The organism is Halobellus sp. Atlit-38R, from assembly GCF_003665925.1.
In the GTDB taxonomy this organism is placed as follows: domain Archaea; phylum Halobacteriota; class Halobacteria; order Halobacteriales; family Haloferacaceae; genus Haloquadratum; species Haloquadratum inordinatus.
The window spans coordinates 1-21,085 of the sequence record NZ_QXIJ01000013.1; the positions used below are offsets into that span (position 1 = coordinate 1).

18 protein-coding genes are annotated in these 21,085 nt (G+C 67.0%); 8 read left to right on the forward strand and 10 right to left on the reverse strand.

Annotated elements, in window-relative coordinates:
- Positions 1 to 922: 922 nt before the first annotated feature.
- Positions 923 to 1,255 carry a non-histone chromosomal MC1 family protein gene (locus D3D02_RS14670; RefSeq protein WP_121570744.1) on the reverse strand — a complete coding sequence of 111 codons (333 nt, stop codon included), beginning with the start codon at positions 1,253 to 1,255 and terminating at the stop codon, positions 923 to 925.
- Positions 1,256 to 1,553: 298 nt separating this feature from the next.
- Here D3D02_RS14670 and D3D02_RS14675 point away from each other — a divergent pair, with 298 nt between their 5' ends.
- A complete protein-coding gene (locus D3D02_RS14675; RefSeq protein ID WP_121560175.1) occupies positions 1,554 to 1,751 on the forward strand; it encodes a hypothetical protein in 198 nt (65 codons plus the stop codon).
- Positions 1,752 to 1,832: 81 nt separating this feature from the next.
- Entirely contained in the window at positions 1,833 to 2,891 is a 1,059-nt protein-coding gene (locus D3D02_RS14680) for a quinone-dependent dihydroorotate dehydrogenase (protein ID WP_121570820.1), read from the forward strand.
- Between the two features lie 33 nt (positions 2,892 to 2,924).
- Here the strand turns inward: D3D02_RS14680 and D3D02_RS14685 are convergent, their stop codons facing one another.
- Genes D3D02_RS14685 through D3D02_RS14695 form a run of 3 tightly spaced genes read right to left on the reverse strand, consistent with a single transcriptional unit; the run spans position 2,925 to position 8,885 of the window.
- Positions 2,925 to 5,555 (reverse strand): valine--tRNA ligase, encoded by a 2,631-nt coding sequence (locus D3D02_RS14685; RefSeq protein ID WP_121570745.1) that lies wholly within the window; start codon positions 5,553 to 5,555, stop codon positions 2,925 to 2,927.
- A 43-nt stretch (positions 5,556 to 5,598) separates the two neighbouring features.
- A complete protein-coding gene (gene pheT, locus D3D02_RS14690; protein WP_121570746.1) occupies positions 5,599 to 7,350 on the reverse strand; it encodes a phenylalanine--tRNA ligase subunit beta in 1,752 nt (583 codons plus the stop codon).
- Positions 7,350 to 8,885 (reverse strand): phenylalanine--tRNA ligase subunit alpha, encoded by a 1,536-nt coding sequence (locus D3D02_RS14695; protein ID WP_121570747.1) that lies wholly within the window; start codon positions 8,883 to 8,885, stop codon positions 7,350 to 7,352. Before D3D02_RS14695 ends, pheT begins: the two co-directional genes overlap by 1 nt.
- A gap of 390 nt (positions 8,886 to 9,275) precedes the next feature.
- Between D3D02_RS14695 and D3D02_RS14700 the strand changes: the two genes are divergently transcribed.
- Positions 9,276 to 9,554: an amphi-Trp domain-containing protein gene (locus D3D02_RS14700; RefSeq protein ID WP_121570748.1), complete on the forward strand. Its 279-nt coding sequence runs from the start codon at positions 9,276 to 9,278 to the stop codon at positions 9,552 to 9,554.
- 16 nt (positions 9,555 to 9,570) lie between these two features.
- Here D3D02_RS14700 and D3D02_RS14705 read toward each other — a convergent pair whose 3' ends face one another.
- The 3 genes from D3D02_RS14705 to D3D02_RS14715 all read right to left on the reverse strand — a co-directional run bounded on the left by D3D02_RS14705 (position 9,571) and on the right by D3D02_RS14715 (position 13,158).
- Positions 9,571 to 11,220, reverse strand: coding sequence for a tryptophan--tRNA ligase (locus D3D02_RS14705; protein WP_121570749.1), 1,650 nt, complete (start codon positions 11,218 to 11,220; stop codon positions 9,571 to 9,573).
- A complete protein-coding gene (gene endA / locus D3D02_RS14710; protein WP_121570750.1) occupies positions 11,217 to 12,332 on the reverse strand; it encodes a tRNA-intron lyase in 1,116 nt (371 codons plus the stop codon). Before endA ends, D3D02_RS14705 begins: the two co-directional genes overlap by 4 nt.
- Positions 12,333 to 12,417: 85 nt before the next feature.
- Complete coding sequence (locus D3D02_RS14715) at positions 12,418 to 13,158, reverse strand: endonuclease NucS domain-containing protein (RefSeq protein ID WP_121570751.1); 741 nt, start codon at positions 13,156 to 13,158, stop codon at positions 12,418 to 12,420.
- A 75-nt stretch (positions 13,159 to 13,233) separates the two neighbouring features.
- Between D3D02_RS14715 and D3D02_RS14720 the strand changes: the two genes are divergently transcribed.
- Entirely contained in the window at positions 13,234 to 13,884 is a 651-nt protein-coding gene (locus D3D02_RS14720; protein WP_121570752.1) for an HAD family phosphatase, read from the forward strand.
- Between the two features lie 159 nt (positions 13,885 to 14,043).
- Here the strand turns inward: D3D02_RS14720 and D3D02_RS14725 are convergent, their stop codons facing one another.
- Both D3D02_RS14725 and D3D02_RS14730 read right to left on the reverse strand, forming a co-directional pair.
- Entirely contained in the window at positions 14,044 to 16,383 is a 2,340-nt protein-coding gene (locus D3D02_RS14725; protein ID WP_121570821.1) for a DEAD/DEAH box helicase, read from the reverse strand.
- Positions 16,384 to 16,562: 179 nt separating this feature from the next.
- Positions 16,563 to 16,907: a 2Fe-2S iron-sulfur cluster-binding protein gene (locus D3D02_RS14730; RefSeq protein ID WP_121570753.1), complete on the reverse strand. Its 345-nt coding sequence runs from the start codon at positions 16,905 to 16,907 to the stop codon at positions 16,563 to 16,565.
- Between the two features lie 130 nt (positions 16,908 to 17,037).
- Here D3D02_RS14730 and lipA point away from each other — a divergent pair, with 130 nt between their 5' ends.
- The 4 genes from lipA (at position 17,038) to D3D02_RS14750 (ending at position 20,389) form a co-directional block, all read left to right on the forward strand.
- On the forward strand, positions 17,038 to 17,970 hold the full coding sequence (lipA, locus tag D3D02_RS14735; RefSeq protein WP_121570754.1) for a lipoyl synthase: 933 nt from the start codon (positions 17,038 to 17,040) through the stop codon (positions 17,968 to 17,970).
- 73 nt (positions 17,971 to 18,043) lie between these two features.
- A complete protein-coding gene (locus D3D02_RS14740) occupies positions 18,044 to 18,922 on the forward strand; it encodes a hypothetical protein (protein ID WP_121570755.1) in 879 nt (292 codons plus the stop codon).
- Positions 18,923 to 19,022: 100 nt separating this feature from the next.
- A complete protein-coding gene (locus tag D3D02_RS14745) occupies positions 19,023 to 19,244 on the forward strand; it encodes a hypothetical protein (RefSeq protein ID WP_121570756.1) in 222 nt (73 codons plus the stop codon).
- A 104-nt stretch (positions 19,245 to 19,348) separates the two neighbouring features.
- Entirely contained in the window at positions 19,349 to 20,389 is a 1,041-nt protein-coding gene (locus tag D3D02_RS14750; protein ID WP_121570757.1) for a DNA cytosine methyltransferase, read from the forward strand.
- An 8-nt stretch (positions 20,390 to 20,397) separates the two neighbouring features.
- On the opposite strand, the gene serB is transcribed toward D3D02_RS14750, so the two are convergent.
- A complete protein-coding gene (gene serB, locus D3D02_RS14755; RefSeq protein ID WP_121570758.1) occupies positions 20,398 to 21,048 on the reverse strand; it encodes a phosphoserine phosphatase SerB in 651 nt (216 codons plus the stop codon).
- Positions 21,049 to 21,085: the final 37 nt, after the last annotated feature.

Consider the following 21,085-nt stretch of genomic DNA (forward strand, 5'->3'; position numbering starts at 1 on the left):
GCAATGGCCTCCGGCAGGATCAACCGGAATGGGTCTCCCCCGTAGTGGGGGAGGGGTGTGGCGGGATTTCCCTCTCGGAGAGAGGGAGATCACCATATATCATTGCGTGGTCCGTTCGTGGTTCAGTGGACACCAGACAGGTGTCACCGAACCATCAAGGCTAACATCAGATCCCATCTGTACGGCGGACCGCAGGGGTGGAATCCTCATCTCTTGCGGACGTAAGCGTACGTTGGACGAAGCCATAAAGGCTCCGATCCGTCGCGCTGCCGGCCGAGGCCGGCGTGTCCGAGCGGGCGCGGGGTTGAACCGCACCCAGTCGCGGTGTGTCGTTCGCATTCATCCGAAACGGACTTGCACACTTAAGCCCGTCGTATCGTCCTTGGCTCGCGTTCGAGCCGAAGACGAAACGGGGGGCGTGCAAATCCGAGCCGTCGTAGATCCCGTCCGGGGTGACCCGGGCGGGCTTCCGCGTATTTCTACGAATGCCGGGGGAACATAAAAGGCCGTCGAACCGTCCCCGCCTCGTTATGCGATTTCACACCGAACCTGGTAATGAATATTCGGACAGCCGGGATCGCAATAGCTCACCGTCGTAGATGGAATGGCCAGCCGGCGGGACAGTGGCACTCGCGCTGCGCGCACGCGGGGAGATACACGAGAATACGAATGAGACGTATAGCGCGGTCGGAGGCCGACACGTCATCCCACGCGTCGCGCGTGTGGTCAGGTCGGATGATAACCGCGCGCGAGAGACTCACCACGGGACCGACAAAGCGGTGTCGGATAGCAAAAAACGGCCCAGAAGACGAGAGAGCGAGAGGTGGACGCGAAAGAGAGGACGGACCGGCCCATCACGGAGTGCCGAAGGACGGATCCAACGGCCCGGAAGCGGACAGCGCGCGAGCGCGACGCGCGGTAGTTACTTTTCGATGTGTTCGATGCCCTGTTTCGAGACGTTGCCTCGCGTGACTGTCGAGACCTCGTTCTGTTTCATCCACCCTGGCTTGTCGTTCGGCGCGGTGTCGTGCCACGCCCACGCGTGATAGACGTGTACCCGATCAGTGCCCCGTTCGAGCAGTCGAATCTCGGTGGGGTGGTCTTTCGCCTCGTCTTCTGATTCGTAGGACTCGTATCCCTCGAGGCGACGGGCCGCCTTGAGTGCCGCCTGCCGCGGCATCCGGCCGGTGAACTGTTTGGTCTTCTCGCCGTCTTCGAGCATTACGAAATTCCGTTTACCGTCCTCGCGTACCATCGCTGTGTACCTCTATGTCAAGGAAGCGCATAGTCTGGCATAAATATATCGGCAAAAATCGACTGCAGCGGCGGGGTCAAGGGGTAGTTGGCGACGTCAGCGTCCGGGCGACCGTCGTCGCACCGGTCACAGACGGGCGCGCGCGACGGCAACCGCGTCTTCGGAACGGGTCGAGCGCGCGTATGAGCGAAAAAATCGTCGTCAGACGCGCATCGACGTCTCCATTTGGAGTAATTGAAGCAAGGCGTAAACAACACTTATGTATATCCTGCAGCGAACCAACGCCTAGACAGCTCCGATGGTTCGGAAAAAGAAGCTCAGCCCGAGTGGCGCGAAAGACGAACACGGCGAGTACCACAACGTCCACGTGAACCTTCACGAAGACGAACTCGCCGTGGCCGGGATGGAGATCGGCGACGAGGTGTTCGTTCGCGTCCGAGACGGCAAGATCATCATTCAGAAGGCCGACCCCGACGCGGTCGAGCACGACTTCTGAACGCGCGATGAGCCGAGGCACCGACCGGTCGACACGAAAGTGCCGACGAGACGGCAACGCGCGACGCGTGAGAAGATCGTGATTCGCTCGGCGTACCGGGCTCTCAGGCCGGCCCTCTTCTCGCTCCCCGCGGAGACCGCACACCGTGCAGTACACCGCGGACTCGCGACAGTCCAACACACGCCAGTCGAGACGCTCCTCCGGGATCGACTCGTCGTCGACGACGATCGGCTCGCAGTCGACGCCTTCGGGCAGTCCTTCGCGAACCCGATCGGCGTCGCGGCGGGCTTCGACAAGAACGCCGAACTGCCGTCAGTGCTCGGTGCACTCGGCTTCGGCCACGTGGAGGTCGGCGGCGTCACTGCGCGCGCACAGCCGGGCAACCCACGCCCGCGGATGTTCCGCCTCGTCGAGGACCGGGCCATCATCAACCGGATGGGTCTCAACAACGAGGGCGCAGACGCCGTCGGCGAGCGCCTGCGGACGAGCCCCGATCCCGGGATCCCCGTCGGCGTCAACGTCGCGCTCTCGGAGGCGACAGACGCCGCGGACGCGCCGGAAGATTACCGCTACACCTACGAGCAGGTCGCCGACGTGGCCGACTACCTCGCGGTCAACGTCTCCTGTCCGAACAGCGAGGGGATGCGCGAACTCCAGAACCGCGACTCCCTGGAAGCGATCCTCGGCGGACTCGTCGACGCCGGCGCGTCGCCGCTGCTCGTGAAACTCTCGCCCGACCTGCCGGAGCCGGCGATCGAAGACGCGCTCGCGGTCGTCGACGACTTCGACCTCGACGGCGTCATCGCGACCAACACGACGACAGATCGACCGACAGGGCTCCACAGCCCGAAGCGCGCCGAGAAGGGCGGACTCTCGGGCGCACCCATCGAGAATCGCGCGACCGAGATGGTCCACTTCGTCGCCGAGCGAACGGACGTTCCCGTCGTGGGCGTCGGTGGCGTCTCCGACGCCGCGGGCGCGTACGCGAAGATCCGTGCGGGTGCGAGCCTCGTCCAACTGTACACCGGACTCGTCTACGAGGGGCCGACGCTCGCACGCGACATCAACGAGGGACTGCTCACGTTACTCGAACGTGACGGCTTCGACAGCGTCGAGGACGCGGTCGGCGCAGACCTCTGAGAAGGAACCGAAAAGCGACGGCGAGCCGCGGCGTTAGGCTTCTTCGTGGACGATCACGATCGCGTCGCCCGCCTCGACCATCTCACCCTCGCCGAGGTACTGCCGCTCTTCTTCGATCTCGAACATCTCGGGCTCCAGTTCGACGCCCGCGACGTGGAGTTCGCCGCCGACGGTCTCGTACTCGCCCGCCTCGAGCGCGTCGTCGATCGCTGAGACCTGGCTCCCGAACTCGGGGCCGACAAGCGAGTAGTCGAGGTCGACGCCCGTGACGACCGATTCGACCGCCGGACGCTCCGCGAGCGTCTCTAACTCCTCGACGTGCATCACGCTGGAGATGTCCGCCTCGAAGCCGGAGACGTCGCCCCAGACCTCGACGCAGTCGAGTTCGGCGTTCATCGACAGTTTCGCGTCGCTCTTGTACTTCCGGAGCGCGCCGACGACTTCCATCGCCGTCTCGCCGGCCTCGAAGTCGGCGTCGACGCCGAGCGGTTCGGGCCAGCCGCTGTGGTGCACGCTCTCGTCGTCGTCGTACATATCGTGCCACAGCTCCTCGGTCGCGTGCGCGAGGATCGGCGAGAAGAGCTTCAGGAAGCGTCGGTGCGCGACTTCGAGCGTGTACGCCGCGGAGACGTCCCCGCCCTCGCGGACGCGCTGCTTTGCGATCTCCAGGTAGTCGTCACAGAACGTGTGCCAGAAGAAGCCGCGGAGGCCGTCGCGGGCCTTCGAGAACTCCCGGCTCTCGAACCGGTCGGTCAGCCGCTCGATCTCGCGGTCCAGCGAGGCGAGCAGCCAGCGGTCGAGTTGGGTGAGGTCCTCGTGGTCGAACGCCGCGGGCGCGTCCTCGGTGAGGCTCTCGACGAGTTTCGAGGCGTTCCAGAGCTTCCGGAGCAGTTTCTCGCCGGCGCGGAGGCCCTTCTCGGAGTACGGCAGGTCGTCGCCGACGGCCGAGCCGGCGGCCCAGTAGCGCGCGGCGTCGACGGGGAACTTCGAGACGACCTCGTCGGGCGCGACGACGTTCCCCTTCGACTTCGACATCTTCTCGCGGTTCTCGTCGAGGACCATCCCGTTGATCATCACGCTGTCGAACGGCACCTCGCCGGTGTGTTCGTAGCACTTGACGACGGTGTGGAAGAGCCAAAACGAGATGATGTCGTGGCCCTGCGGGCGGAGGTCGAACTGGTAGAGTTCGGGGTTCTCGAAGGTGAACTCCTCTCGTTCCGCGTCCCAGTCCCAGCCGGCGTTGATCAGCGGCGTGAGCGACGACGTCGCCCACGTGTCGAAGACGTCGTCCTCGGGGACGAACTCGTCGTGACCGCACTCCGGACAGGCGTCGACCGGCGGCTCGTCGCTGAGCGGGTCGACCGGCAGGTTCTCTTTCTCGGCTAACACGACGTGTTCGCACGCCTCGCAGTACCAGACCGGGAACGGGATCCCCGACGATCGCTGCCGAGAGATCGACCAGTCCCACTGGAGTCCCTCGATCCAGTTTTTGTACCTGGTGAACATCTTCTCGGGATACCAGTCCATCTCTCGGCCCGCTTGGAGGTACTCGTCGGTCTTGTCGAGCAGTTCGACGTACCACTGATCCTTGACGAGGAACTCGACGCTCGTCCCGCAGCGCTCGTGGACGTTCACCGTGTGGGTGATCGCGCGGCGGTCGAGGAGCGCGCCGTCCTCCTCGAGGTCGTCGACGATCTCCTCGCGCGCGTCCTCGGAGGAGAGCCCGGCGTACTCGCCCGCGACGTCGGTCAGCGTGCCCGACTCGTCGATAGCGAGCCGAAGGTCCAGATCGTGCGCCTGGTACCACTCGATGTCGGTCTGGTCGCCGAACGTACAGCACATCACGATCCCCGAGCCGGTCTCTAGGTCGACCCGCTCGTCTTCGAGGATCGGCACTTCCTGATCGAACAGCGGCACGCGCGCCTCCTCGCCGACGAGGTACTGGTTCTCGTCGTCGTCGGGGTGGACGAAGACCGCGACACAGGCCGGCAGGAGTTCGGGACGTGTCGTCGAGATGGTGAACGTCTCGTCGGCGTCGATCGAGTCGCTCTCGACGACCTCGAAGGCGATGTCGTGGAAGTGACTCGGCTGTTCGTCGTCTTCGGTCTCGACCTGCGAGATCGCCGTCTCACACTCGGGACACCAGATCGCCGGCGCGCGCTGGCGGTACTCGCGACCCTGCTCGTAGAGGTCGATAAACGAGAGCTGAGAGATACGCTGGGTCTTCGGCGAGATCGTCTGGTAGGTCTGATTCCAGTCGATAGAGATGCCGAGGCTCTGCATCTTCTCGGTGAACTCGGCCTCGTACTGCTCACAGACCTCCTGGGTCATCCGCTGGAACTCGCGGCGCTCGTAGTCCTGGTGGCGGACGTCGAGTTCGTCTTCGGCGAGTCGCTCGGAGGCGATGCCGTTGTCGTCGTAGCCGAACGGGAAGTAGACGTCCTTGCCGCGCATCCGGTTGAACCGAGCGACGAAGTCCTGCAGCGTGAAGCCGTAGACGTGGCCCCAGTGCAGACTCCCGGATACCGTCGGCGGCGGCGAGTCGATAGAGAAGGCGGTGTCGGGGTTCTCTACGTCACCCTCGTACGCGTAGGTCTCGTCGTCGACCCACCTGTCTTGCCACTTCGCCTCGACGGTGTCCGGGTCGTATTCTCCGCTCGGCATTATCGGGCGAAAATACCGGCGGGAGGGCTGTTAAGTTACTCGATTACGCGGACGCGAGCGCCGACAGATCGAACTCGAAGGCCGCGACCGGGAGTTCGAGGTCGTGTTCGACCAGAACCGAGGGGTGGAGTTCGCCCACGACGCCGACCGCGTCGCCGTCGATCACGACCGACGCGACGCGGCCGTCGATGAACGAGGGATGCTCGGTCGGCGGCGTCTCCAGGTCGACGTCGAAGTCGCGACAGATCGCCTGCAGCCGGCCCTTCGCGTCCTCGTAGGTCGCGTCGTGGCGCGCGAGCACGCCGGCGACGTGTCGCCGCTCGCGGACGCGCGTGTTGACGTCGTCGTCGCGCTCGGCCACGAGGCCGACTTCCGCGAGGTCCTGCGGGTACGCGCGGTGCGTGTTGTTCTCTAAGACCATCACGAGCGAGGGCAGCGCCCACTGGCGAAGGATCGTGTAGTCCTCGCTGTAGGGTTCGGTGATCTCGACGGGGTCGCCGCCGCCGAGGTAGTCGGTTCCGGCCCCGACGTTCATCCGGTCGTACGTCTCGTCCTCGCTGGACATATGGAAGTTCAGGAGGTCCTCGAAGCCGAGGCCCGTCAGAGCGTTCCGGGTCGCGGCTTCGAGCCGGGAGCGTTCGTGGCGGCCGCCGACGGTCCCGATGTCGGGATAGCGCGGTTCGAGTTCGTCGAAGCCGTACGCGCGGCCGACGTCGTCGACCAGATCGAGCGGGTGGAGCACGTCAGTTCGGTAGGGCGGGATCGACACCTCATAGACCGTCTCGGCGTCTGCGCCCTCGTCGGAAGCGTCCGCGGCGTCGGCGTCGGCGACGACCGCGTCGAGTCCGGAGCGCTCGAACAGGTCGATCACCTCTGCCGTCTCGAATTCGACGCCGAGCATCGTCTCGATGCGGTCGTGCGTGACGGACTTCGTGTCGACCTCGAAGTCCGGGCGGACGAGCGTGCGGTCGGCGTACTCGATCTCGACGTCCTCGATCGTCGCGCCGCGGGCCGACAGCGCGTAGCAGATGATGTTGCACATCCGGTCGATCGTCCACTGATCGGTGCCGGTGAGTTCGACCAGCAGTTCCCGGGAGTCCGTCGACACCTCGGTCCGACGGCCGTTGATGACCGGCGGGAACGAGAACAGGCCGAGTTCGTCGTAGATCGCGGGATAGCGGTCGTACTCGGCGATGAGATCCGCGTACGTCTCGCCTGTCGGGTGTTCTTCGAGGACCGCCGCGGGCGTCATCTCGCGGTCGCTGTCGAGCGGGACGAAGGTGTCGCCCTCGGGGTCGATGCCGGTGTAGGTGATCGAGTTGCCGCCGCTGTCCTCTGAGAGCACCTCGCCTTTGATCATTGTCAGGTCGTGGATCCCGATCGCGCCCTTCGCGCGCTTGCGACCCATCGTGGCGTGGAGTTTCTCCTGCAACTGGATCAGCGAATCTAACCCCGCTTCGTCGAGGTCGACGCCGCGGATGATCGCGCCCGTGACGTACGGCCGCTCGTCGGGGACGTCCTCGTCGACGACGAACGTGTAGTCCGCGTCGTTCGTGTCGGGCACGCGGACCCCGCGGTCGTCGCCGTACTGGTATCGCAGCGAGCGGGCGACGCCCTCGACGGAGAGCCGATCGAGGCGGTCGGGGCCGAACTCGAACTGCAGGAGCCCGTCCTCGGTCTCGCCCTCGAACTCCAGGCCGAGGCCGAACAGGTCGGATTTGAGGTCTTCGTCGCCCTTCTCCTCGTGGCCGGTCAGTTCCCGAAGTTCGTCGGGATCGATGTCGACGACAGGCATCAGTAGGTCACCTCCGCGTCGCGGAGGAATTCAAGGTCTGCGAGCGTTCCGTGCAGATCGCGGATGTCTTCGGCGCCGGTGGTCAGCATCGCGAGGCGTTCGAGGGCGAGCCCCCACGCCATCACGTCGTGTTCGACGCCGAGCGGTTCGAGCACCTCGTCGCGGAACATCCCCGAGTTCCCGATCTCGATGAGCTCGCCGGTCGTCGGGTGCCGCCCGAACAGCTCGAAGGAGGGCTCGGTGTAGGGGTTGTAGTGCGGTTTGAACTGCACGTCGGTGATGCCGAACTGCTCGTAGAACTCGACGAACGTCCCCATCAGGTCCCGGACCGAGAGGTTCTCGGCCATCACCCAGCCCTCGATCTGGAAGAACTCAAGCAGATGCGTCGCATCGAGGGTGTCGTTCCGGTACACCTTCTCGACGGAGAAGTACCGCTGTGGCGGGTCGAGTTCGCCCACTTCGGTCCCGGAGAGATAGCGCATCGACAGCGACGTGGTGTGTCCGCGCAGCGCGATGGCGCGCGCGAAGTCCTCGGACCACGGCGAGTGGTAGCCGTCGCCGTCCTCGCCGACGCCCTCGCGGTGGGCGTGCTCGACGCGGTCGACGAGGTCCTCTGGGATATCGGCGATCGGGGGGACGTCGAGCGCGAAACGGTCCCAGTGGGTCCGTGCGGGGTGGTCCTGCGGCATAAACAGACAGTCGTTGATCCAGAAGTCGGCGTCGGCGTGGGGGCCGTCCATCTCCTGGAAGCCCATCCCAACGAGGACGTCTTTCACGCGCTCGGCCGTCTGTCGGAGCACGTGCGTCTTGCCGCCGCGGACCTCGGGCGCGTCGGCCTCGACGTTGTACTCGGTGAACTCGACGTCCTTCCACTCGCCGGAGGTGAGCATCTCGGGCGTGAGACGGTCGACCGCCTCGGTCGCTTCGACGCCTTCCATCAGCGCCGTGACGCCCGCATCGGTGAGCGTGACCGTCCGGACGGTCCGCTCGTGGCGTTCGAGGAGGTTCCGCGAGACCAACTGATCGAGGACGTCGTCGTCGTCGACGTCGGCGAGGGCCGCGTCGGAGTCGTCTTCGTCGTCGACGGCAGCGAGCGCGGCGAGTGCGGCCGCTTCGGGGTCGTCCTCGGCGTCGGCGTCGCCGTCGGCCGAGAGTTCGCCGCTCTCGATGGAGCCGTAGCCCTTGCGGCCGAAGTTGGCGAGGGCGATGTCGACTTCCGGGCCGTCGAGGTCGGCCGCGCCGATGATCCGACCCATCTGTACCGGGTCGTCGTCGGCGCCGGCTTCGATCGCCGCGCGGTACAGGCGCACTTCGGGGAGGCCGGCGTCGATGTACTCGCGGCCCTCCGCGGTCAGTTCGTACTCGACGGTCCCGCGCTCGGTGACGTCGAGCAGTCCGTCGTCACGGAGCTCGAAGACGGCTTGCGTCGCCGTCTCCGGCTTCAGGCCCGCCTCGTCGGCGAGTCGTTCGATCGGCGTCTCGTCTGTCGCGCTCGCGGCGTTCAACACCGCGACCTGTGGTTCGGGAAGTTTCATTCTGTGTTCGATGTGGATGATCGGGGCCGCAGGTCGGTCGTTGTCGCGTCTACCGACCGGCCGCCAGTTAGCAGTTCCGAAGACCGCAGACGCTCGCGCGTCTGCACCGGACCGATTCGAGCGGTTTCGCCGCCGTCGCGAGCGCCGTCGAGGACGGCGCGTGGGTCGGCGGGTCCGCCGCTCTCAGGCGGGCCGGAAGAAGAAGACGGACCCGTCGCTGTCGGTCGATTCCACGTCGACACTGCGTTCGGGACTGCAGGGTCCGTATCGCATACCCGAACCCACTCTATCGGCGATCAAAACGATTGCGGATTCGTGCGAATAAGTGCCACGGTAGAGTGTGACGGTGGCGACAGCATCCTTATCTCCCGAGGCGGCGAAAGGTGGAGTATGCCCGAAGAAGTCCTCTTCAAATCCGAAAGCGCACAGGGCCGAGCGTCGATCGCATCGTACCTACGCGAAGTCGCCGACAAACTCGATGCAGGAGACGCGATCACGCTGACGGCCGGCGGTCAGTCGGTGACACTCGAACCACCGGCGGAACCGACGTTCGAGGTGAAAGCCGAACGCGAAGGCCCCACAGAGGGGCCTGGCGAACTGAGCATCGAGTTCGAGATCGAGTGGGACGAAGGTGCGAGCGGTGAGGACGGCAGTCTGACGATCGAGTAGAACGAGCGCCCCGAACTCACTCGTCGCCGGGGGCGACGCCGCGCCGCGGCGACGTCAGCGAGATGTCGAGGTCGTCGAGGAGGTCTTCGACTTCCTCGCGGCGCTCCTGGTGGTCTTCGAGGAACTCGCGCATCAGTTCCGCAGCCTGTTCCTTACAGCCGCCGCAGAGGCGCTCGCCGCCGACGCACTCGTCGTAGACCTCCTTCGCGAAGTCGTCGTCGTCGCCCGCGAGCAGATAGGCGTACAGTTCGTAGACGGGGCACTCGTCGGCCTTGCCGCCGAGTTCGCGCTGTTTCTCCGCGGTCTCGCGCCCGCCGGTCGTCGCCGCCTTCACCTTGTCGTAGCCCTCCTCGGGGTCGTCGAGGAGAGAGATGTGCGACGCCGGGATCGACGAGGACATCTTCCCGCCCGTGAGCCCGGTCATAAAGCGGTGGTAGATCGACGAGGGCGGGACGAAGCCGTAGCCGCCGTGGTCGAGTTCGATCTCGCGCGCGAGTTCTTCGGCGTCGGCGACGTCGAGGTCGAAGGCGTCGACGTGCTCCTCGTATCGCCGTTTCTCGCCGTCTATCGCTTCGATCAGTCCTTCGAACGCCGCCTCCGTCGCGTTGGCGTCGAGGAAGCGGACGCGGGGTCGGAGCGGCTCCATCCCACCGTTGTTCAGTTTCTCGACCGCGGAGTCGCGGACGTCGTCGCCGACAACCACACCGAGGTCGTCGAGGTCCTCGTGGGCGGCGAGCCACGCGCCCGCCTCCTCACAGCGGGGGCGGTCGGGCTCTTCGGCGTACTGCTCGCGTTCGTCGTAGACGGCCGCCACGAGCGCCCGCTCGGCGTCGGTGAGCTCGAAGCTCGCGTACGCCTCGGTCACCTTGAAGAAGCGCATCCGCGCCGCGAGGTCGCGAGCGAACCGGACGTGCGGGTCCTGATCGGGGCCGACCGGGATGACGGTCGGCTTCGGCTCCTCAAGCTGCGGATAGAGGATGTCGGCCATCTGCGTGACGACCGACTGCATGTGCGAGACGTTGGTCTCGCCGTCGAAGCCGTAGATGCCCTGGAACTCCGAGAAGTTCGCCTTCGAGCCGAGTTCGAAGGAGAGGTCCTGAAGCTCGCGGTTGTCGGACTGCCGGTAGAGTTCGCCCTCCTCGGGGTCGAAGCCGAGCGCGAGCAGGCTCAGGAGGTAATCGCGCGCGTGCTCGTCGATCTCCGACCAGGTCATCCCGCGGGCGGCGTGTGCCTCCAGGTCGGCGATCAGGCCGTAGGCGTCTGCGCCCTGCTGTTGGTGCCAGATGATCTCGTCGAAGACGAGCTTGTGGCCGATGTGGGGGTCGCCCGTGGGCATAAAACCCGAGAGCACGGCCGCGTCCTCGCCCTCGCGGAGCGCGCGGGCGACGGGTTCGTAGTCGCGGTGCCCGAAGATGACCCCCCGCCGCATCAGATAGTGGGGGTTCGGCACCTCGGGGAGCACGTCGTCGAACTCCCCGATGCCGAACTCCTCGAAGAGCTTCCGGTAGTCGGAGACGGTCGAGGAGCCCCACGGATCGAGCGCGACGTCGTCTGCGCCGGCCGCGGCGTCGTCGGTGCCGCCGTCCGTCAGTCGCGTTGCGTCCTCCCGCGCGCTCGCTTCGGAGGCGCGGTCGTCACTGTCGCGGGGGTCGTGGTCTCGTGTCATGGGGTGAGTCGGGCTACCGAGAGCCAGTCTATCTCGCCGTTGGCCGCGGTGAGCGCAAAAACCATTCGCTTCCGGACCCCGCCGGCGAGTCTGACGTCGAGTGAGAGGTCCCGCGGGTAGAAGGTGTGGTCGGGTGCGACGACGCGCACGAGGTCCGTCGAGTGACTCAGCGAGTCGACGTCGGTGAACTCCTCGTAGACGCGGAAGTCCGCGCCGAACTTGAAGCCGCTCTTGGGGACGACGCCGCGGTCCCGCAGGGCGGCGTACGCGCGCAGGCGACGGTCGAACCGCTCGCCCTCGACGTCGCGCCCGAGGTCGACGACGCCCTCGGGGTCGACGTCGACGACGCCGCGCTGGGCGAGATACGCGCCCTCGACGAGCGACAGTTGGAGCGGCCCCGAGTCGGCGTTCCGGCCGAACAGCCGCTGACCGTAGAAGTGCCCCTCGTAGAGGTCCTCGGCGGTCGCATAGCAGACCACGCGGTCGTCGAGCAGGTCGGCGTCGACGGCTTCGGGGAGTCCGGTATCGGGAGTGTCGGCACCCTCCCCACTGCCGGCGCCGGACCCGTCTGCTGTCTCCGCTGCTCCCTCGCCGATCGTCGGATCCGCGTCGGTCTCGAAGTACGTCAGTTCGCCGTCCTCGTCGACGACCGCGAGGACGACGGCCCCGAGCGACGCTGCGCGCACCGCCTCGCGCTCGCCCGCGACGCGGATCCGGTATGCGACCGCGTCGTCCCACGGCCCCTTGCCGCGCGGGTAGACGACGAAATCGACGTCGCTGTCGGCGGCCGCGACGTCCGCGTCGACGCCCGGCCACGCCTCGCGGGTGGGCGAGAGATAGAAGCCGCGGTCCCGCAGGTCCTTGTAGACCGCAAAGCGCAGCGTCGCCCCCGTCCGAACGAGGAACTCGCGGAACCCCAGCCGGTCGCCGCCGCGCTCGGCCTCGTCGACGACGGCGTCGAGATCGTCCCGCGAGAGGAGGTGCGCCGCCTCGACGGGCGCCAGTTCGATGCGGTTGCGGTCGAGCGGGCGACCGTACCCGCGGGCGTCGTAGAACCGCTGTCTGGCGTCGCCGCCGACGCGAACCACGCCGTCGACCAGTGTCCCATCCATACCTCCATCGGCGGTCGGCGAGGACAAAGGGGCTGCGATCACCGGGTGCTGGCGTGGCGTCCCGAAACGAGGACACAGCGGCACATCACTCCTCGAACGCGTCGCACGTCGCGTCGAGACACCGCCGACCGCGCGCGGTCTCGAAGACCGGCAGCCCGCAGTCGCACTCGTCGACGACGACCCCGGCCGGGATGGCGAAGGCGGTATCGCAGTCGGGGTAGGCGTCACAGCCGGCGAGGAGGCGACCGCCGCGGCGGATGATCCGGAGGTCCGACCCGCAGTCGGGGCACGTCCACTCCCGGTCGAACCGCTCGCGGACGGCGTCGTCGAGCGACTCACAGGAGCGGTCGAGACAGATCTCGAAGACCTCGCCCGCCTCCGCGCGGATCTTCGGGAGGCCGCACGCGTCGCACGTCTCCTGGAGGACGGTCGCGCCGGCGGGCAGCGGATAGCGGACGTCGGAGTCGAGACCGACGACGTCGCCGCCGGTGCGGACGAGCGGCTCGCCCGTGTCGGGGTGCGACCCGACGGGGACGCCGGCCTCAGTGGCGGGATACTCGGCCGCGCCCGAGCGCTCGTGGGCGACGACGCGGAGGACCTGCTCGCCGGCGCGCGCGACGAGGCCGAAGCCGCCGGCGTCGGTCTCGACGGTCAGCGAGTCGGGGCGCGTCAGCCACGCCACGGGCTGGTAGCCGTCGGCGTCGTGGACGAGAACTGTTCGGTCGGGCTTGACGACGATGACGACGCGGCCGCGTTGCGTGCGGGCGCGAGCACCCTCGAAGGTCGTCGTACAGTCGCCGGCGAAGACGCGAATCGTCTCGGACATACGACGGGCGTGGTCCCGTCATCGGTGATAGACTCTCCCACGAAGGTCTTTGCGCGAAGGGCTGTGAGGGGCTGTATGGACGTACCCGACGGCGCGGTGTTGTTCGATATGGACGGGGTGTTGGTCGACTCCGAGACGTACTGGCACCGCTTCGAGGACGAGTGGGTCTTCGCAGCGGCCGTCGCGGACGGGTCACCCGCCCACGAGGAGGTGACGGGGATGCCCTACGACGAGATCTACGACTACCTCGACGAGCGGTACGGGAGCGTCGTGAGGAAAGACGAGTTCGTCGCGAAATACGAGGAGCGCGCGGAGTCGCTGTACGGCGAGCAAGTGGAGCTGGCCGACGGAATCCCAGAGCTGTTCGACGCGCTACGAGCCACCGGTCGGGCGATCGCCATCGTCTCCTCCGCACCGCGGGCGTGGATCAATATCGTCCGCGAGCGGTTCGACCTCGGCCCGCTCGACCTGGTGTTGAGCGCCGAGGAGATCGACGAGCACGGCAAGCCCGAACCGCACATCTACGAGCGTGCCGCCGAGCGACTCGGGGTCGACCCCAGCGAGTGTGTCGTCGTCGAGGACTCGCTCAACGGCATCGAGGCCGCCGTCCGCGCGGGTGCGTTCACCGTCGCGTTCCGAGCGGCGCACAACGCCGACCTGGATCTGTCGCGCGCCGACGTCGTCGTCGAGGGAACCGCGGAACTGCGCGACGTCCTGCTGGGTTGAGGGCGTCGATCGGGCCTGCTGGGTTGAGGACATCAGTCGAGCCTGCTGGGTTGAGGGCGTCGATCGGGCCTGCTGGGTTGAGGACATCAGTCGAGCCTGCTGGGTTGAGGACATCAGTCGAGCCTGCTGGGTTGCGGGCGTCGATCGCGTCCCTCGTGCCTATTCGATCTCGACGGTTCGACTCGCAGTGACGGGGTGAAGCGGTTCTCCCGGGAAGGTCACCTCGACGGTGAAGTCGAGTTCGTCGGCGTTCGCGCCGAAGACGCCGACGGGGACCGTCAGCGAGTCCGAGAGGTACGCTTCCTTCGTCGTCATCTCGACGTCGTTTACCGTCACGCGGATCCCGACCGCCGCGCCGCCGCCCGTGTTTCGGACGGTGACGTCGCACATCTCGTTCGCCCCGGGGGCGATGCGATCGGGGAAGGAGCCCCACGAGACGTCGATCGCGGGGAACGAGCGGGCGTTCTCGACGATACGGTCTGCGACTCCGGCCGAGAGCCCCGCTCGCTGGAGTTCCTCGGCGCCGGCGTCGACGACGTCCGCCGGACTGTGGAGACCACCCGTCGCGAGCGTCCGCGCGCGATTCGGGCCGATCCCATCGACCGCAGTGAGGCCGACGGCGTCCCGGGGGACGCCGTGTTCGACGCGGGCCTCGACGCGCCGCGCGAGGTTGGCCGCCCGCGGGCCGGCGAACTCCGCGAGGAACTCCCGGAGCGCCGAGAGAAGCCGCAGCGCGTTCTGTCTGATGATCCACGCGTCAGAGCGCAGATCGGCGGGCGTGCTGTTTTGCATCCCGGCGTGGAGAATCGCGAGCACCTTTCGGGGGCCGTCCTCCAGTCCGGTCGAGACGTCCGAGAGCACGGCGTCGACGGCGTCGGCCTCCGACTGGCGCGCGGAGACCGAGTGGAACTCCTCGGCACCGGCGACGGTCTCTAAGATGCCGTCCGCGGAGATGGTCTCGCGCTCACAGAGGTCGTGGAATCGCTCTGCGGTCTCTAATCGGAGGTAGTACTTCGAGGCGAGACGGCCGAGCGCGGTCCCGTCCACCGAGAGGTCCTCGCCCATCTGGACGAAGCCGCGGGCGACGAGCGATTCGAGCGTCTCGCGCACGCGCTCACGGAGGTTCTCGAAGTCGTACTGCTCGGGTTGCGACTGCGCCCGCCGGTAGTAGAACGTCGTCTCCAGCCACGAGATGACGTCGTCGAGGTCGCGGATCGTTCCCATCGCGATCTCGGCGTTGAGGTGCGAATCGAGGTCTTCGGCCAACCGCGACTCGATCTCTTTGCCCTCTCGAAGGAGTTGCCGGTACTTGTCGGCGTCCGAGCGGTCGCAGACGACCCAGCCGTAGCCCACGTCGTCGTAGCCCGGGCGGCCCGCGCGACCGAGCATCTGGAGGATGTCGAGCGGCGAGATGTCGACTTCGCCCTCCAGCGGATCGTGGTACTTGGTGTCACGGATGACGACGCAGCGCGCGGGGAGGTTCACGCCCCACGCGAGCGTCGACGTCGAGAAGAGCAGTTGGATTTTGCCCTCCTTGAACCACTCCTCGACTCGGTCGCGGTCGCCCTTCGAGAGGCCGGCGTGGTGGAACCCGACGCCGTCCGGGGCGGCCTTCGCGAGCGCGTCGTCGTCTAACTCCTTCGCGTCGGTGTGGAAGTCGTAGTCGCCGCGCGCGCCCATCGGGACGTCGCGCTTTGCGATCTCGTCGCGCGATTTGCCCGCCGCGCGGACGGCGTCCTGCCGCGAGGAGACGAACACGAGCGCCTGACCGCCGTCGCGGATGTGTTCCTCCGCGAGGTCCAGCGCCGTGTAGAGGCGGCGGTACTTGTCCGCGAAGGCGTTGTCGCCGTGGGTGTACGTCCGCACGCCCGCGTGGAGGTCGACGGGGCGGTACTCGTCGCCGAACTCGAAGGTCGTCGCCGGCGGCGCGTCCAGCCACGCCGCGACGTCCTCGATGTTCGGCATCGTCGCCGAGAGCGCGACGACCCGGGGATCGCAGATCCGGCGGAGGCGCGAGACGGTCACTTCGAGGACGCCGCCGCGGGTGTCCGAATCCAGCAGGTGCACCTCATCGATGACACAGCAGTCGACGTCGGTGATGAACGAGTAGCGCGCGGAGTCGTGCTTCCGCGTCGCGGAGTCGGTCTTCTCCGGCGTCATCACGAGGATGTCGGCGCGCTCGGCACGGCGAGGGTTCAAGTCCCGTTCGCCGGTGACGACGTAGACCGAGTAGCCCAGTTCCTCGAAGCGTTCCCACTCCGACTCCTTCTCGTTGGTGAGCGCGCGCAGCGGCGCGATAAAGAGCGCCGTCCCGCCGTCGTCGAGCGTGCGACAGATGGCGAGTTCGGCGAGCGCGGTCTTCCCGCTCGCCGTCGGCGCGGCCGCGACGACGTTCTCGTCGCTGTCGAGGATGGCGGGCGCGGCCTCCCGCTGCATCCGGTTGAACTCGTCGAATCCGAAGGCGTCCGCGAACTCCGGGACGACGTCTGCGACCTTCACGCGCCGCACCTCCGAACGGGCGAGGCGGCGGCACCCGTCGGGACGCGGTGAGTCGAGGAGGAAATCCGAGCGAGACGAGTCATACGCGGTACGCGGACCTCCGGCGGCAAAGTCGTTTCTCCATCCGGGCGGGTCGCGGTGGTTCTCCATCCGGGCGAGATGCCGCCCCGCGTCTCGGTTCAGCCCCGGGAGCGGAACGGCAGCACCTGCCCCCAGACGTGTTTGTCCAAGAGCCTGACCGTCATCGGTTCCGTGACCGTGAGACAGCAGGAGAGCCGCGGGTAGCCGAACCGGACCGCCGCGGCGTCGTGCCAGTGGGTCGGGTCCGGGGCCGGGTCGACCTCGACGGTGCAGGTCGCACACAGCCCGCGACCGCCGCAGTTGGCGTGTTTCGAGACCGTGCCGTAGACGGGGAAGCCGCGGTCGAGCAGCGCCTCGCGGAGGTTCGCGCCGCGGTCGACCTCGATGGTCGTCGTGTCGTCCCCGTCGACGACTGTCAGCGGCACGGTCTCGGTCTCGGGCATACAGGCAGGTTCGGCCGCGAGGCACCTGACTCTGCTGGCGGACTCACAGCGGCAGCGGCGAGGCCGGCTGGTGGATCGAGCGCGTCGAAACAACCCGCAGGCTTTTGCTCGGGGACCCAAAGGGGAGAGTATGAGCGGCAGGCGGAAGCCCGACTGGCTGAAGATGCGTCCGCCGTCGGGGCGGCAGTTCACGGACATCAAGGACACCCTCCGGGACCGGGACCTCCACACGGTCTGTGAGGAGGCGAACTGCCCGAACCTCGGCGAGTGCTGGAGCGGCCGCAACGGCCCGGGGACGGCGACGTTTATGCTGATGGGCGATCGCTGCTCGCGCGGCTGTAACTTCTGCGACGTCGAGACCGGCGGGATGGACGCGCTCGATCCCGAGGAGCCGGCGAACGTCGCCGACGCCGTCGCCGAAATCGGGCTGGACTACGTCGTGCTCACCTCCGTCGACCGCGACGACCTGCCGGATCAGGGTGCGAGCCACTTCGCGCGGACGATCCGCGAGATCAAAGACCGCGACCCGGGCATCCTCGTCGAGGTACTCATCCCCGACTTCCAGGGCGACCCCGACCTCGTTCGAAAGATCATCGAGGCCGGCCCGGACGTGATCGCGCACAACATCGAGACCGTCGAGCGGCTCCAGTGGCCCGTTCGGGACCGCCGCGCCGGCTACGAGCAGTCGCTGGCGGTGCTCGAACAGGTCTCGGAGGAGTCCGACGTCTACACGAAGACGAGCATTATGCTCGGCCTCGGCGAGTACGACCACGAGATCTATCAGACGCTCTCGGACCTGCGGGAGGCGGACGTCGACGTCGTCACGCTCGGGCAGTACCTCCAGCCCTCGCGGTCGCATCTCGACGTCTTCGAGTACGTCCACCCCGACGCCTTCGAGACGTGGCGGCGCGTCGCCGAGGACGAACTCGACTTCCTGTACTGCGCGTCGGGACCGATGGTCCGCTCCTCGTACAAAGCGGGCGAACTGTTCGTCGACGCCGTGTTGCGGGACGGCAAGAGCGTCGAGGCGGCCCGTCGGGAAGCCCGCGCCGCCGGCGACTGAGAGGGACGCCGCGAGCAGCACCGAACGGCGCCGAGTCCCGTACTGCTTTGACCCCGGGCGGCTGAATCGGAGTATGCCCGGAATGGACGAGGAGACCGCGGAGCTGATTCTGTCGATACGGGAGGACGCCGAGCGGACGGCGTTGCTCGCCGAACTGGCCGACGGCGGCGACACGGCGGAGGCCGACGAGAGTGCCGACACCGACTCGCTGCTCTCGGCGTTCGCCGACGAGGGAATCGCCGAAATCGAGGGCTCGACGTACGAACTCACGGACTTCGGCGAGCGCGTCTTCGAGTACGCTACGCGGGATTGGAACCCTTCGAACGAGGGGACGAAGCGCGCGGCGACGTTCGAGACGCTCTCGGACTGCGAGTGGCACTGTTCGGCGTGTGAACTTCCGAGTTCCCAGCCCGCGAAGGACATCCAGATGCTCCGCAAGGAGGGCTTCGAGTTCGTCCAGAACACCGGTCAGGGGCAGGGCGATTACCGACACTGCGAGACCTGCGAGAACACGACGTTTCACCGGAAGCTCAAGTACCCGTTCCCGACGCAGCAGTCGATCACGCGGCAGGATATGCCCGACTCGTTCAAGCGGCGCGTCCGCGACCTCTACGACCACCGCGACGCGTTCGACGGCTCCTCGCCGAGCACGACGCTGGAGGTCGACCACCGCGTCCCCGAGGTCCGGTGGGACGAATCCGAGAGCTTCGATTACGAGTCGATGAGCGACGAGGACGTCCGCGAGCACTTCCAGATCCTCTCGCGGAAGCACAACCTCCTCAAGAGCCGGAAGTGCGAGGCCTGCGTCGAGAGCGGCAAGCGCCCGACGTTCTTCGAGATCGACTACTACTACGAGGGCGGCGAGGAGTACGACGAGGACGTCGGCTGCGTGGGCTGTGGCTGGTACAATCCCCACGAGTGGCGGGCGGCGCTGCAGGCAGAACTGGACTGAGACGGCTGTGAGACACCGAGCTAGAGGTACCCTCGCACGTGCGTCGCTGCGAAAAGAGTTATAATCGGCTGCGGCCCTACTGGCTCAACTGAGAAGGGCCGTGTCTGCACAGATCACTGACGGGACGCTGGAGCTGGTTCAGCGCGTGATCGAACTGAACTGCGACGGCGAGTTGATCGTAGCGATGTCCGCCACGGACGTCGCACGGACCTTAGAGGGGAGCGGTCTCTCCGAATCCGACGTCGAGCGGGCGCTGACGGAGTTAGTCCGTCAGGGCGAACTCGAAACGGTCGAAGGGGGCTATTGCCTCACCGAGACGTGATCGTCGTCGGGCGCGTCCGTCAGGCGCGAAGCGAGCGCGAGCGCCCGCAGCGCGCGCCCCGCGACTGTTAAATACGGGCGGAAACGAACACCGAGCGACCTCGAATGTCGGATCTCGATCCCGGTCAGTCGTCGATCACGGTGCTCGATCTGTTCTGCGGAGGCGGCGGTCTCTCTGAGGGCTTTCTGCAGGCGGGCTACGACGTCGTCGCCGGCGTCGACGCCAACGAAGACTTCCTCGCGACGTACGAAGCGAACCACGAGGACGCGCTCGCGATCCAGGCGGACCTCTCCGAAGTGGACCCCGAGTCGTTCTTCGAGACGCACCCGGTCGATCCGGACGCGATCGACGTGATCATCGGCGGGCCGCCGTGTAAGGGCTTCAGCATCGCGGGCCACCGCGATCCCGAGGACGAGCGCAACTACCTCGTCGGGAACTTCATCGACTTCGTCGAGTTCGTCCAGCCCGAGGCGTTCGTGATGGAGAACGTCCCCGGCATCAAGTCGATGGAGGGCGGCGATACGCTCCGCTCGATCCTGGAGGGGTTCGAGCGTGCGGGCTACGAGAAGCCGGCTTACGAGACGCTGAACGCCGCCGACTACGGCGTCCCGCAGAAGCGCCGCCGCGTGATCTTCCAGGGGCGCCGCGACGGGTCGATTCCGACGTATCCAGAGCGGACGCACGGCCCCTCGAAGCAGGCGACGCTCACCGGCAGACAGCTCGAACCGTACGTGACCGTCGCGGACGCGCTCTTAGAGAAGGACGTCGCGGACCTGCCGAACCACGAGAAGACGAATCACTCCGCGGAGATGGTCGAGCGGATCGGCGACGTCGAACCGGGCGACAGCCTCTATGAAAGCTACGGCGACAGTTGGCGCCGACTGCGTCGCGACGAGCCCTCGATCACGATCAAAGAGAACCACAACGCCCCGTTCGTCCACCCCGAGGAAGACCGAGTCGGGACCGTCCGCGAGTGTGCGATCCTGCAGACGTTCCCCGACGACTACGTCTTCCAGGGACCGAAGAGCACGCAGTTGAAAGTCGTCGGCAACGCCGTCCCCCCCAAACTCGCGAAGGCCGTCGCGGAGGCCCTCGCCGACGACCTCGAGGCGATGGGCGCCGCCGCAGTCGCCGACGCAGAGTGAGGTGACTCTTACTCCTGCTCGCGCCGCAGGACGCTGTATCCTTCGAACACCTTGCCGAGTCGGTACATCGAGGCGACGACGGCGTCACACGAGGGGCGCACCGCGTCCTTCGGGATGTAGCCGACCGAGAGGCCGGCGACTTCGAGCATCGGGAGGTCGTTCGCGCCGTCGCCGACCGCGATGGTGCGCGAGAGCGGGACGTCGAGGTCGGCCGCGAGCGATTCGAGCGCGTCGTCCTTCGTCCCGGTGATGAGCGGACCCTCGACGTCGCCCGTGAGGCGGCCGCCCTCCATCGGGAGGCGGTTGGCGACGATGGTGTCGACCTCGACGCCCTCGCGCTCTAAGGCGCGCTCGACGCCGCGCTCGAAGCCGCCGGTCAGGATCGCGACGTGGTGTCCGGCGTCGCGGAGGCGCTTGATGAGGGCCGCCGCGCCCGGTCGGAGGCGGACCTCGCCGAAGGCCTCCTCGGCGTCTTCCTCCGAGAGGCCGTCGAGAAGCGACGCGCGCTCTCTGAGGCTCTCCGCGTAGGAGAGTTCGTCGTTCATCGCGCGCTCTGTGATGTCCGCCATCCGGTCGGCGACGTCCATCCGCTCGCCGAGCAGCACCGTCATCTCGGAGTCCGAGAGCGTTCCGTCGAAGTCGAAGGCCACGAGTCGCATACGTGGGGCGTCGGCGGCGGACGATTTTAAATCACCT

Coding starts and splice junctions, on each gene's coding strand:
- D3D02_RS14670 (WP_121570744.1), bottom strand. CDS start 1,255: ATGGTACGCGAGGACGGTAAACGGAATTTCGTAATGCTCGAAGACGGC.
- D3D02_RS14675 (WP_121560175.1), top strand. CDS start 1,554: ATGGTTCGGAAAAAGAAGCTCAGCCCGAGTGGCGCGAAAGACGAACAC.
- D3D02_RS14685 (WP_121570745.1), bottom strand. CDS start 5,555: ATGCCGAGCGGAGAATACGACCCGGACACCGTCGAGGCGAAGTGGCAA.
- pheT (WP_121570746.1), bottom strand. CDS start 7,350: ATGCCTGTCGTCGACATCGATCCCGACGAACTTCGGGAACTGACCGGC.
- D3D02_RS14695 (WP_121570747.1), bottom strand. CDS start 8,885: ATGAAACTTCCCGAACCACAGGTCGCGGTGTTGAACGCCGCGAGCGCG.
- D3D02_RS14700 (WP_121570748.1), top strand. CDS start 9,276: ATGCCCGAAGAAGTCCTCTTCAAATCCGAAAGCGCACAGGGCCGAGCG.
- D3D02_RS14705 (WP_121570749.1), bottom strand. CDS start 11,220: ATGACACGAGACCACGACCCCCGCGACAGTGACGACCGCGCCTCCGAA.
- endA (WP_121570750.1), bottom strand. CDS start 12,332: ATGGATGGGACACTGGTCGACGGCGTGGTTCGCGTCGGCGGCGACGCC.
- D3D02_RS14715 (WP_121570751.1), bottom strand. CDS start 13,158: ATGTCCGAGACGATTCGCGTCTTCGCCGGCGACTGTACGACGACCTTC.
- D3D02_RS14720 (WP_121570752.1), top strand. CDS start 13,234: ATGGACGTACCCGACGGCGCGGTGTTGTTCGATATGGACGGGGTGTTG.
- D3D02_RS14730 (WP_121570753.1), bottom strand. CDS start 16,907: ATGCCCGAGACCGAGACCGTGCCGCTGACAGTCGTCGACGGGGACGAC.
- lipA (WP_121570754.1), top strand. CDS start 17,038: ATGAGCGGCAGGCGGAAGCCCGACTGGCTGAAGATGCGTCCGCCGTCG.
- D3D02_RS14740 (WP_121570755.1), top strand. CDS start 18,044: ATGCCCGGAATGGACGAGGAGACCGCGGAGCTGATTCTGTCGATACGG.
- D3D02_RS14750 (WP_121570757.1), top strand. CDS start 19,349: ATGTCGGATCTCGATCCCGGTCAGTCGTCGATCACGGTGCTCGATCTG.
- serB (WP_121570758.1), bottom strand. CDS start 21,048: ATGCGACTCGTGGCCTTCGACTTCGACGGAACGCTCTCGGACTCCGAG.